The 12,427-nt window shown below is 62.4% G+C and carries 11 protein-coding genes and 1 pseudogene; 11 read left to right on the top strand and 1 reads right to left on the bottom strand.

Annotated elements, in window-relative coordinates:
* The first annotated feature begins 12 nt into the window (after positions 1-12).
* From AU381_RS04175 to AU381_RS28210, 8 genes and pseudogenes are all read left to right on the top strand, one after another.
* On the top strand, positions 13-774 hold the full coding sequence (locus AU381_RS04175) for a sugar phosphate isomerase/epimerase family protein (protein ID WP_064240535.1): 762 nt from the start codon (positions 13-15) through the stop codon (positions 772-774).
* Positions 775-789: 15 nt separating this feature from the next.
* Complete coding sequence (locus tag AU381_RS04170; RefSeq protein WP_064240534.1) at positions 790-1,923, top strand: Gfo/Idh/MocA family protein; 1,134 nt, start codon at positions 790-792, stop codon at positions 1,921-1,923.
* A 197-nt stretch (positions 1,924-2,120) separates the two neighbouring features.
* Positions 2,121-3,149 (top strand): L-glyceraldehyde 3-phosphate reductase, encoded by a 1,029-nt coding sequence (gene mgrA / locus AU381_RS04165; protein WP_064240533.1) that lies wholly within the window; start codon positions 2,121-2,123, stop codon positions 3,147-3,149.
* Between the two features lie 292 nt (positions 3,150-3,441).
* On the top strand, positions 3,442-4,551 hold the full coding sequence (locus AU381_RS04160) for a TRAP transporter substrate-binding protein (protein WP_064240532.1): 1,110 nt from the start codon (positions 3,442-3,444) through the stop codon (positions 4,549-4,551).
* Positions 4,552-4,735: 184 nt separating this feature from the next.
* A complete protein-coding gene (locus AU381_RS04155; protein WP_064240531.1) occupies positions 4,736-5,344 on the top strand; it encodes a TRAP transporter small permease subunit in 609 nt (202 codons plus the stop codon).
* Positions 5,341-6,789, top strand: a complete 1,449-nt coding sequence (locus AU381_RS04150; RefSeq protein ID WP_064240530.1) for a TRAP transporter large permease — start codon at positions 5,341-5,343, stop codon at positions 6,787-6,789. Before AU381_RS04155 ends, AU381_RS04150 begins: the two co-directional genes overlap by 4 nt.
* Before the next feature lie 105 nt (positions 6,790-6,894).
* On the top strand, positions 6,895-8,511 hold the full coding sequence (locus AU381_RS04145) for a glycoside hydrolase family 43 protein (RefSeq protein ID WP_483151395.1): 1,617 nt from the start codon (positions 6,895-6,897) through the stop codon (positions 8,509-8,511).
* A 101-nt stretch (positions 8,512-8,612) separates the two neighbouring features.
* A pseudogene (locus AU381_RS28210) lies at positions 8,613-8,717 on the top strand (RcnB family protein); the annotation flags it as partial.
* 189 nt (positions 8,718-8,906) lie between these two features.
* On the opposite strand, the gene AU381_RS04140 reads toward AU381_RS28210, so the two are convergent.
* On the bottom strand, positions 8,907-9,923 hold the full coding sequence (locus AU381_RS04140) for a zinc ABC transporter substrate-binding protein (RefSeq protein ID WP_064240528.1): 1,017 nt from the start codon (positions 9,921-9,923) through the stop codon (positions 8,907-8,909).
* Between the two features lie 148 nt (positions 9,924-10,071).
* Here AU381_RS04140 and AU381_RS04135 point away from each other — a divergent pair, with 148 nt between their 5' ends.
* Genes AU381_RS04135 through AU381_RS04125 form a run of 3 tightly spaced genes read left to right on the top strand, consistent with a single transcriptional unit; the run spans position 10,072 to position 12,189 of the window.
* Positions 10,072-10,980 (top strand): metal ABC transporter ATP-binding protein, encoded by a 909-nt coding sequence (locus AU381_RS04135; protein WP_064240527.1) that lies wholly within the window; start codon positions 10,072-10,074, stop codon positions 10,978-10,980.
* Entirely contained in the window at positions 10,973-11,794 is an 822-nt protein-coding gene (znuB, locus tag AU381_RS04130; RefSeq protein ID WP_064240526.1) for a zinc ABC transporter permease subunit ZnuB, read from the top strand. The genes AU381_RS04135 and znuB overlap by 8 nt, the downstream gene beginning before the upstream one ends.
* The gene (locus tag AU381_RS04125; RefSeq protein WP_064240525.1) at positions 11,794-12,189 is read left to right on the top strand and encodes a Fur family transcriptional regulator; all 396 of its coding nucleotides are present in this window, start codon (positions 11,794-11,796) and stop codon (positions 12,187-12,189) included. Before znuB ends, AU381_RS04125 begins: the two co-directional genes overlap by 1 nt.
* Positions 12,190-12,427 lie beyond the last annotated feature (238 nt).

Below are 12,427 nucleotides of genomic sequence, written 5' to 3'. Positions count from 1 at the left end.
AGGAGATTTTCAATGAAAGACGTCAGCTTCCAGCTTTATAGCGCCCGCAACTTCCCGCCGCTTGCCGAAGTGCTCTCCGCACTCGGCGAAGCCGGCTATACCCAGGTCGAAGGCTACGGTGCCCTCTACGCATCGCTCACCGACGGGGAAATCGCCGGTTTCAAGAGCGGTCTCGATCGTCACGGTCTCACCATGCCGACCGCCCATTTTGGGATCGACATGCTTGAGACGGATCCGGGCCGGGTCCTCAAGATCGCCCAGACGCTCGGCATCCGCGCCGTCTATTGCCCCTATCTGATGCCAGACCAACGCCCGACCGATGCGACCGGCTGGCGCGCCTTCGGTGCGCGGCTGCAGGCGGCGGGCAAGCCGTTCCGCGACGCGGGGCTCGATTTCGGCTGGCACAATCACGATTTCGAGTTCTTTCCGGTTGCAGACGGCTCGGTGCCGCTCGACCTGATATTTGCCGGCGGTCCGGAACTCTCCTGGGAGGCGGACATCGCCTGGATCGTGCGCGGCAGTGCCGACCCTTTCGCCTGGATCTCGAAATACCGCAGCCGCATCACCGCCGTCCACGTCAAGGACATCGCGCCGAAGGGCGAGAATGCAAGCGAGGACGGTTGGGCGGATGTCGGCCAGGGCACGCTTGACTGGAAGGCGCTCATCCAGGCGCTCTCCATGACCTCGGCCAAGTATTTCATCGCGGAACACGACAATCCCAGCGATTTCAGGCGTTTCGCCAAGCGCTCGCTGGCTTCCATTCAATCCTATTGAAGAGCAGGGAACTCCATGGCTAAAGAACTTGGCGTCGGCATCATCGGATGCGGCAACATTTCAACCACCTATTTCAAGCTTGCGCCGCTCTTCAAGGGCATCAGGATCATCGCCTGCGCCGACATCAACCCGGCCGTCGCCGAGGCGCGCGCGGCTGAATTCGACGTGAGCGCACAGAGCATCGAGGCGCTGCTCGTCAACCCGGAGATAGACATCGTCGTCAACCTGACGATCCCGGACGCGCATCATCCGGTTTCGAAGGCAATCCTCGAATCCGGCAAGCACGTCTATTCGGAGAAGCCGCTGGTCCTGACGCTCGAGCAGGGGGAGGAACTTCGCTCTATCGCGAGGGCGAAGGGGCTGATGGTCGGCTCGGCACCGGACACTTTCCTCGGCGGTGCGCACCAGCTTGCCCGTGCCCATATCGATCAGGGCAAGATCGGCCGCATCACCTCCGGCACCTGCCATGTGATGAGCCCCGGCATGGAGATGTGGCATCCGAACCCGGACTTCTTCTTCCTGCCGGGCGGTGGGCCGGTGCTCGATATGGGGCCCTATTACATCGCCAATCTCGTCAACCTCATCGGGCCGGTTAAGCGCGTCGGAGCGCTTTCCTCGATGGCGAGCCAGACCCGCACGATCACCAGCGACCCGCGAAACGGGGAGGTGATCCCGGTCAAGACGCCGACCAATATCCACGCGCTGCTCGAATTCCACAACGGCGCGACGATCACCCTTTCGGCAAGCTGGGATGTCTGGTCGCACCGCCACGCCAACATGGAACTCTACGGTACCAAGGGCTCGTTGTTCGTGCCGGATCCGAATTTCTTCGGCGGCACGGTTGAGGCCAGCGGGCGGGACAAGGACATCCAACCTCTGGAAATGTGGGATCATCCGTTCGCCGTCGACAACTGGGAGCATCCGCTCGGTCCGATCGCCAACTACCGCACCGCCGGCCTCGCCGACCTGGCGGATGCGATCCTCACAGGCCGCGACGCCCGCTGCTCGCTCGATCGCGCCCTCCACGCCGTCGACGTCATGGTGTCGATCCTGAAATCGGGCGAGGAGGGCCGCTTCGTGACGCTCTCCACCACCTGCACCCAGCCGGCGGCGCTCGGCATCGAGGAGGCGCAGGCGTTGCTGCGGTGAGGGTGAAGGCAACCCCTCCCCACAAGGGGGAGGGGCTTCTGAGCCGCGCCGTTTCGCCTTCATCTCGACCTCTCAACCAGGGGCGACGTTGAAAACGGCAGGCCGTCGCAGCGAGCACGGCTTGCCCCTCCCTCTTGTGGGGAGGGGTTGGGGAGGGGTATTCAAAGCCACCGAAGCGAACGGAAGGAACATCGCACATGGCCTGGCAACCGGCGGAAAACCGATACGAGAAGATGAAGTACAACCGCTGCGGCCGGAGCGGCCTGAAGCTGCCGGCGATCTCGCTGGGGCTGTGGCACAATTTCGGCGGCGACACGCCGCACGAGCGCAAGGTGGACATGTGCCGGACGGCCTTCGACCTCGGCATCACGCATTTCGACCTCGCCAACAATTACGGTCCGCCGCCCGGTTCGGCCGAGACCGCCTTCGGCGAAATCCTCAGGACCGAATTCGCCGGCCTGCGTGACGAACTCATCATCTCCTCCAAGGCGGGATACGACATGTGGCCGGGTCCCTATGGCGAATGGGGCAGCCGCAAATATCTGATCGCCTCCTGCGACCAGAGCCTGAAGCGCATGGGGCTCGACTACGTCGACATCTTCTATTCGCACCGCTTCGATCCGGACACGCCGCTTGAGGAAACCTGCGGCGCGCTCGATTATATCGTCCGGTCGGGAAGGGCGCTTTATGTCGGCATCTCCTCCTATAATTCGCAGCGCACCCGCGAGGCGGCAGCGATCCTCAAGGGTCTAGGCACTCCATGCCTCATTCACCAGCCGAGCTATTCCATGCTCAACCGCTGGATCGAGGATGACGGCCTCGTCGACACGCTGGAAGAGCTCGGCATCGGCTCGATCGTCTTCTCGCCGCTCGCCCAGGGCATGCTGACGACGAAGTACCTGAACGGTATTCCTGAGGACAGCCGTGCCGCGCAGAACCATTTCCTCAAGAAGGACTTCATTCGTCCGGCGATTACCGACAACATCCACAAGTTGAACGTTATCGCCGAGCGGCGCGGCCAGACGCTGGCGCAGATGGCGCTTGCCTGGGTCCTGCGCGGCGGCCGCATCACCTCGGCGCTGATCGGCGCCAGCCGTTCCGAGCAGATCGTCGATTGCGTCAGGGCGCTCGAGAACGACACCTTCACGGCCGAGGAGCTGGCCGAGATCGACCTCTATGCCCGCGAAGCGGATATCAATCTCTGGGCATCGTCGGCCGAGCGATGATTGCACCGGAATACCTTGATTTGCCTCGATTTTGGGCAATCAAAGTAGGTTTTCGGATCCTGTACAAAAGTAGGGGGGTGGCGGCACAATGCCGCCGCTGGACATGCATTCGCTATTATGTATGGTGCGTTGATGTTGTCCGATTTGCGAAGCTCTTCCTGAGGTTTGGCACGGCAGCAGACGAGGAGGAACAGGCCCTTCGACGGTCCGAATTGGGCTGGGAAAATGGGCTCAACAGGCGGCCGCGCGACACTGCGCGTCGAGCCGCCATGGCGGGAACTAGGGAGGAACTATGGATCGCCGCTCATTCATCAAAAACGCGAGCCTCGGCGGCCTGGGTGCGGCTGCTGCGTCGGCGCTCGCATCACCGGCAATCGCGCAGAGCAATCCGAAAATCAGCTGGCGCCTGACCTCGTCGTTCCCGAAGGGACTCGACACGATCTACGGCGGCGCAGAGGTTTTCGCCAAGCACATCTCCGAAGCTACAGATGGCAATTTCGAGATCCAGGTCTTCGCGGCCAACGAAATCGTGCCCGGTCTGCAGGCCGCCGATGCCGTCTCCGCTGGCACCGTCGAGGCCTGCCATACGGTTGCCTACTACTACTGGGGCAAGGATCCGACCTGGGCGCTCCCTTCGGCAGTGCCCTTCGCCCTCAACGCCCGCGGGATGAACGCCTGGCATTACCACGGCGGCGGCATCGATCTCATCAACGAATTTTTCGCTGGGCAGAACCTGGTGGTCTACCCAGGCGGCAATACCGGCGTTCAGATGGGTGGTTGGTTCCGCAAGGAGATCAACACGGTCGCCGACCTGCAGGGCCTCAAGTTCCGCATCGGGGGCTTTGCCGGCGCCATCGTCGCCAAGCTTGGCGTCATTCCGCAGCAGATCGCTGGCGGCGAAATCTACCAGGCGCTCGAAAAGGGGACGATCGATGCGGCCGAATGGGTCGGCCCCTATGACGACGAGAAGCTCGGCTTTCAGAAGGTCGCGCCCTACTACTACTATCCCGGGTTCTGGGAGGGTGGCCCGACGGTCCATCTGATGTTCAACAAGGCGAAGTTCGACGAACTGCCGAAAAACTACCAGGCGCTGGTTCGCACCGCCGCGCAGGCAACCGATGCCAACATGCTGCAGAAATACGATCACCTGAACCCGACGGCGATCAAGAAGCTTGTTGCCAACGGTGCGAAGTTGCGGCCCTACAGCCCGGAAATCCTGACTGCCTGCTTCGAGGCCGCGGAAGCCACCTATGCCGAGATGGAAGCAAAGAACGAGAGCTTCAAGAAGATCTGGAGTTCGATCAAGGCGTTCCGCAAGGATTATTTCCTGTGGCTGCAGGTGGCGGAGTACACCAACGACACCTTCATGATGCAGCTTCAGCGGGGCGGAAAGCTCGGTTGACGCCAGAGCCGACGCTCAGGGGCTTGACCTGGACAAGTAGGAAGGCGGGTCTTCGCCCGCCTTCCTTTGGGAAGTGAATAACGATGTTTTGGAGCCCTTGGATCCGAACATTGTGATCTGAGCCCGGCCACGCCAGAACAAGAGCCGGTTCAACACACCGTTCGAAGGACGGGAGGGGAATAAATTGCAATTGGCACTGCGAATCATCGCGGTGATCGACGGCTTGAGCAGGCGCATCGGCATCGTCGCCATCTACCTTGTGCTCTTCTGTTCGCTGGTCTCCGCTTTCAATGCGATCTTTCGCTACAGCACCGACACGCTGCTCTGGCTGGAGCGCAATTACGGCGGGGCGCAGATCTTCGGCGGCATGCTCGATCTCTACCGCAACAACTCCAATACGCTGTCGGAAATGCAGTGGTACATGTTCGCGGCGATCGTTCTGCTCGGCGGCCCCTGGGCGCTGAAGATGAACGAGCACGTGCGGGTCGACCTGTTCTACGGCTGGGTCAGCGAGCGCACGCGCACCTGGATCGACCTGCTCGGCGGCATCCTTTTCCTGCTGCCCATGTGTCTACTGATGATCTACTTCACCTGGCCCTGGTTCGTTCAGTCCTGGGTGACCAACGAAGGTTCCCTCAATGCCGGCGGCCTGCCGCGTTGGCCGGTGAAGCTGCTCATTCCGGTCGGCTTCGGTCTGGTCGCCCTGCAGGGCGTCGCTGAGATCATCAAATGCGTCCTGGCGCTGACCACGAACTATGTCCGTGAATTCGCCTACGAGAAGCCGCTGCAATGATGGACTGGTTCGTACACAATATCGCGCCCCTGATGTTCGTGGGGCTTATCTTCTTCATGGTCATCGGCTATCCGGCGGCCTTCTCGCTGGCGGCTGTCGGGCTGTTCTTCGGACTGATCGCGATCGAGCTCGGCCTGATCGCGCCCGACTTCCTCGGCAACCTGACCTACCAGCTCTTTTCGGTGGTCTCGAACGAACTCCTGCTGGCGATCCCGTTCTTCACCTTCATGGGCGTCATTCTCGAGCGATGCGGGCTCGCGGAGGACCTACTTGAAGGCTTCGGCCAGCTCTTCGGCGGCGTGCGTGGCGGCCTCTCCTATGCCGTTATCCTGGTCGGCGCCATCCTCGGGGCGATCACCGGCACCGTTGCTGCCTCGGTGATCGCCATGGGGCTGATCTCGCTGCCGATCATGACGAAATACGGCTACAACGTCCGCCACGCCACCGGCGTCATAGCGGCTTCGGGCACGATCACGCAGCTCATTCCGCCCTCGCTGGTGCTGATCGTCCTGGCGGACCAGTTGCAGAGATCGCCGGGCGACATGTATATCGGCGCCACCGGCGCCAGTATCATCCAGGTGCTGCTCTTCATGGGCTGGGTCTTCCTTCTCAGTATCTTCAAGCCCGATCATGTGCCGGCGCTGCCGCCGGAAGCCCGCACGCTTCGCGGCTGGCCGCTCTACAGGAAGTGCATCCGAGGCATGGTGCCGTCGCTGGCGCTGATCTTCGTCGTGCTCGGCACGATCTTCATGGGGCTCGCGACCCCCACGGAGGCGGGTGCAATGGGTGTCGTCGGCGCCTTCATCCTGGCCTGGATGAACCGGCGGCTGACCTGGAACCTTGTCTATCAGGGCATGGATATCACCATGCGGCTCACCGCAATGGTCGTCTTCATTCTGCTCGGCGCCCGAGTGTTCAGCCTTGTATTCCAGGGCGTTGGCGGCGGTCATTGGATCGAGAGCATGCTGACTTCGCTTCCGGGTGGGGTCGTCGGCTTCCTGATCTTCGTGAACATCTTCGTGTTCGTCATGGCGTTCTTCCTCGATTTCTTCGAGATCGCCTTCATCATCATACCGCTGCTGGCACCGGCCGCCACGGCGCTCGGCATCGACCTCATCTGGTTCGGGGTGATGATCTGCGCCAACATGCAGACGAGCTTCATGCATCCGCCCTTCGGCTTCGCGCTCTTCTACCTGCGCGGCATAGCCCCCAGGACGATCCGCACGCGAGACATCTATCTTGGTGCGATCCCGTGGCTCTGCCTGCAGCTTATCCTTGTGGGCCTATTGATCGCCTTCCCCGAAATGGTAACCTTCTTCCTCGACAAGGAGGTTGTACAGGACCTCGATACGATCAAGAGTCTTGTGCCGGGTGCCGACGGCGGTACGCAGAACGGACTTGATTCGCCGCCGTCTTTCGGGCTCGATTCTCCACCGAAGTTCTGACGGCTGAAGTGGCGGGGTGGCTTTGTCCTTCCCGCCAGTCTACTCCACGACCATATTGCACGTGACTGATAGTCAGCATGAGCGGAGAGCTTTCTCATGGCCGCGATGATCCGCAATCCGGTGCTGCCGGGCTTCAATCCCGACCCGTCGATCTGCCGCGTCGGCGACGACTATTACATCGCGACATCCACCTTCGAGTGGTACCCGGGCGTGCAGATCCACCACTCGCGCGATCTGGTGAACTGGCGTCTCGTCCGACGGCCGCTGGAGCGGGCGAGCCAGCTCGACATGCGCGGCAACCCCGACAGTTGCGGGATATGGGCACCGTGCCTCTCCTATTGCGACGGGCTGTTCTGGCTCGTCTATACGGACGTCAAGCGCTTCGACGGCAACTTCAAGGACGCGCACAACTACATCGTCACGGCCGAAGCGGTCGAGGCGACGTGGTCCGATCCGGTCTATGTCAATTCGTCGGGATTCGACCCATCGCTGTTCCACGACGACGACGGCCGCAAGTGGTTCTTGAACATGCGGTGGAACCACCGCACGGAGAGTTTCGGTGGCGCGCCGAAGCATCCGGCCTTCGACGGCATCTTGCTGCAGGAGTGGGACGAGCGGTCCCGTAAGCTCGTCGGCCCGGTCAAGACCATTTTCGCCGGCAGTTCGCTCGGTCTCGTCGAAGGCCCGCATCTCTTCAAGCGTGACGGCTGGTATTACCTGACCACGGCCGAAGGCGGGACGGGCTACGACCACGCGGTCACCATGGCGCGCTCCCGGACAATCGATGGCCCGTATGAGATGCATCCGAACACCCACCTCATCACGTCGAAGGATCATCCGGAAGCGGCCTTGCAGCGGGCCGGCCACGGCCAATATGTCGAGACGCCGGATGGGCAGGCCTATCACACCCATCTTTGCGGTCGGCCGCTGCCGCCGCATCGCCGCTGCACGCTCGGCCGCGAGACGGCGCTGCAGAAGTGCGCCTGGCGCGAGGACGGCTGGCTTTATCTGGAAAGCGGAGGCGTGGTCCCGGAGGTAAGCGTGCCAGCCCCGGCCGAGACGACCGCTGCGCCGCAGCCGGCCGTTATCGAGACGGATTTCGACGAGGGGGTGCTCGCGCCCGAGTTTCAATGGCTGCGTACCCCGGTGCCGGAGCGGATCTTTTCACTGGAGAGGCGGGAAGGGCACTTGCGCCTGTTCGGCCGTGAAAGCATCGGCAGTTGGTTCGAGCAGGCGCTTGTCGCCAGGCGCCAGGAGCATCATTCATTCCGTGCCGAGACGGTCGTCGACTTCGCACCCCACACCTACCAGCAGGTCGCGGGGCTGACGCACTACTATAACCGCCACAAGTTTCATGCTCTCGGCGTCACCTGGCACGAGACGCTTGGCCGCGTCGTCACCATCCTTTCATGCCCGGGCGATTTTCCGCACGGGCGCCTGCAGTATCCTGCGGGTAGCGGCGTTGCGGTTCCGGAGAGCCCGATTCACCTGGCGATCGAGGTCCAGAACAATGACCTCCAATTCTTCTGGCGCGCGACGGCTGAGGAGGAATGGGCGTCCATCGGGCCTGCGCTTGATGCGGGCGTCGTCTCGGACGAGGGCGGTCGCGGCGAGCACGGCTCTTTCACCGGCGCCTTTGCGGGCATGTTCGCCTTCGACACGTCCGGTAGCGGTATGCCGGCGGACTTCGACCGGTTTCGGTATGAGATGCTTGCGGCTTAGTCTGAGACAGCTTCGCAGTAAATGATTGTAAATGCCTATTATCATTACGCAATTGTAATGTCGCATTTCATATTCTGTTCAGGAGGGGCATCCTAGGGTCCTACAGGCTGCGGCCGCCGCCGCGTTGCCAGCAATGGGTCCGCGTCGACAACGACTTCCTGCTGACCAGCCTGGCAACCGGCGTCATCGTCAGCCTAGCCCGCTAATTCAGCTACCGGGAGTTTGCCCCTCACCCTAGCCCTCTCGCCGTAAGAACGGGGAGAGGGGACGCAGGGCGTTTGCCGCGAGTCCCCTTCGCCCCGCTTGCGGGGAGAAGGTGGCCGGCAGGCCGGATGAGGGGGATGGTCCTCGCCTTCACGTCAACGTTTGAAGGTGGAGTCCACAGGAGAACGACGTCAGCTTGCCGACGACAGGCAGTCCTTCAGCGAAGCGCCGATATTTTCCATCAGTTGGAAGTAGAGATCCGGACCGCCCTCGAGGGTGGCCGCCTCCGGGTCGAGCGTGCCGGATTTTGCCGGCGTGCCCTCAATGACGACATTGACCAGCTTCGGCTCGAACTGCGGTTCGGCGAAGACGCAGGTGGCGCCGAGATCCTCGATCTTGGCGTGAATCTCGGACAACCGTTCGGCCCCCGGAAGCACCTCCGGGCTGACGGTGATCGAGCCTGCGACCCGCACCTTGTATCGATGCTCGAAATATTGGTAGGCGTCGTGGAAGACGACGAAGGGCTTGTCCTTGATCGGCGCCACCGTCCCGGCGAGGCTCTTGTCCAGACCATCGAGCCTTCGGTTCAGTTTCTCCAGATTGGCCTTGTAGGCCGCGGCGTTGGCGGGGTCGGCTTCGGTGAGCGTCTTCTCGATCTGGGCGGCCATCGCCTTTGCGTTCATCGGATCGAGCCACAGATGCATGTCGAATTCGCTTTCGCCGTGACCGTGCTCGGCTTCTTCCGCTGCGGCGCCATGGGTGTCGGCATCGTGCCCCTCGTGGCTGGCTTCCTCGGCGCCGTGCTCGTGCTCTTCCTCGCCATGCTCATCGCCGTCCTCGTGCGGTTCGAAGGCACCGCCCTCGCGAAACGGCAGCTTCTCGATGCCGGGCGCCTCGCTGAGTTGGACCACCTTGGCGCCGCTGCCGAGGGCCTCGAGCGGCTTTTCAAGGAAGATTTCGAGACCGGGGCCGACCCAGAACACCACCCTTGCCGCCTGCAGCGCGGCGGCGTTCGATGGCTTCATATTGTAGGTGTGCGGCGAGGCGGCTCCTTCGACGACCAGGGAGGGCTCGCCGATGCCCTGCATGATCGACGCGACGAGGGAATGGATCGGCTTGATCGAGGCCACCACATTGGGAGGCTCGGCTAAAGCCGGCGAAGACAGGAGGATCGTGGATGCAAAGAGCAGGGCAGGCGTCGATTTCATCGGGTTCTCCGAGCTTGCAGTTCAAAGCGTATCAGCGAATTCGCGCCGCCGAGGTTGCGCGACATTGCCGTGTAATGTTATTACATCAATTGCGTTATGCTATAACGTGTGCGATAGCCAGAGGCAACCGTCAAAACGGAATTTTTCGATGCTGAATATCCGATCGCCAGACATCACGCCCCTTGTCAGCCTCACGAATGCAGGGGTGCGCCGCAATGGGCGGTGGCTCGTGCGCGGCGTCGAGTTTTCGATCAGCCGCGGCGAAATCGTCACCCTCATCGGCCCGAACGGCTCGGGAAAATCGACTACCGCGAAGACTGCGATCGGCGTGCTGAAGCCCGACGAAGGAAGTGTCGAGCGGGCTGCCGGACTCAAGGTCGGCTACGTGCCGCAGAAGCTTGCCGTCGACTGGACGCTGCCGCTGACCGTCGAGCGCTTGATGACACTGACCGGGCCCTTGAAGGGTAGGGAGATCGAGGAGGCGCTGGCGTCGACCGGCATGCTGCATATGGCCAAGGCCGCGGTGCAGCATCTTTCGGGTGGCGAATTCCAGCGGGCGCTGCTGGCGCGCGCCATCGCCCGCAAGCCTGATCTGCTCGTTCTCGACGAGCCGGTACAGGGCGTCGACTTTTCCGGCGAAATCGCGCTCTACGAACTGATCAAGCAGATCCGCAACCGCACCGGCTGCGGCATCCTGCTGATCTCGCATGATCTTCATATCGTCATGGCGGAAACCGATACGGTGGTCTGCCTGAACGGCCATGTCTGCTGCCGCGGCACGCCGCAGGCGGTCAGCCAGAGCCCGGAATATCTTAAGCTCTTCGGCCGGCGGGCCGCCGGAGCGCTCGCCGTCTACAGCCACCACCACGACCACACGCACCTGCCGGACGGCCGGGTGCTGCATGCCGACGGCAGCATTACCGAGAGCTGTTTTCCGGGCGATGGCCATCATCACCATGACGGGGCTGAGAACGTCCACGACCACGATCCCGACTGCGGTTGCGGCCATCACACACGGCTGCACGGATACGAATCGGCGGAGAAGCGCGATGCTTGACGATTTCTTCATTCGCGCGCTCGTCGCCGGCGTCGGCATCGCCATGGTCGCGGGGCCGCTCGGCTGCTTCGTCATCTGGCGCCGCATGGCCTATTTCGGCGACACGATGGCTCATTCGGCGCTGCTTGGGGTGGCGCTGTCGCTGCTTCTCGAACTCAACCTAATGGTCAGCGTCTTCATCGTCGCCTCGGTCGTTTCGCTGCTGCTTCTCTTCCTGCAGAAGCGCGGCGCGCTGTCGACGGACGCGCTGCTCGGCATCCTCTCGCATTCGGCGCTGTCGATCGGCCTGGTCATCGTCGCCTTCATGACCTGGGTCCGCATCGACCTCGTCGGCTTCCTCTTCGGCGATATCCTCGCTGTTTCGGAGGCCGACATCGACATCATCTGGGGTGGCGGCATCCTGGTGATCCTGGCGCTCGTCTATCTCTGGCGGCCGCTGCTCGCCTCGACCGTCAATCCGGAGCTGGCGGAAGCCGAGGGGCTGAAGCCGGAGCGGGCGCGTCTCTTCTTCATGCTGCTGATGGCGCTGGTGATCGCGATCGCCATGAAGATCGTCGGTATTCTGCTCATAACCTCGCTGCTGATCATCCCGGCCGCGACCGCGCGCCGTTTCGCCACCTCGCCGGAAATCATGGCGGTTCTCGCCTCGCTGATCGGCGCGCTTGCCGTTACCGGCGGTCTTTTCGGTTCGCTGCACTGGGACACGCCGTCCGGACCGTCTATCGTGGTTGCCGCGCTGGCGCTGTTCGTGCTGAGTCTTCTGCCTCTCGGCCGACCGGGGCGCGCGTCGCATTCTTCGCATGGAGGACACTGATGGGCACGCCCCAATTGACGAAAAACCAGTCGCTGGTGATGGGGGCGCTCGCTCACTCGGACGGGCCTATGAGCGCCTATACGATCCTCGACAAGCTCAGGGACCACGGCTTCCGGGCGCCGCTCCAGGTCTATCGCGCTCTCGACAAGCTCCTGGAATACGGCCTCGTGCATCGTCTGGAGAGCCTCAATGCCTTCGTGGCCTGTACCTGCCCGCATGAGCATGAGCACGACCACGGCGTTACCGCCTTCACCATCTGCGAGGGATGCGGGCAGGTGACGGAATTCCACGACGAGGGGATCGAACAGCGGCTTTCGGCGCTGGTTCGAGCCCAGAGCTTCAAGACCGAGAAGACGACCATCGAGATCCGTGGGCACTGCAAGAGCTGTGCCTAAGGCAATCGTTTCCTGTCGTCAGGCGCTCCAGGCATCCTCAGTTCGCCGCGGGCGCTGCCGGTTCGCCCCAGCTGGAAATTCGAGCACGCCGATCTATGGCGCACATCCGCCGGCACGCCGGGAATGCGCCATGGTCGCTGGGTGGGCGCAGTGGTTTTGGGGTAACGAAATGCATAAGAACAGTACCCGCAGCGCGTGAAGACGCTGGAAAGCGCGCTTCAAAGTGCGGCTTGCAGCC

The sequence above is a fragment of the Sinorhizobium glycinis genome, from assembly GCF_001651865.1.
In the GTDB taxonomy this organism is placed as follows: Bacteria; Pseudomonadota; Alphaproteobacteria; order Rhizobiales; family Rhizobiaceae; genus Sinorhizobium; species Sinorhizobium glycinis.
Note: the sequence above shows the minus strand (reverse complement) of the source record. Positions and strands in the feature narration are given on the sequence as shown.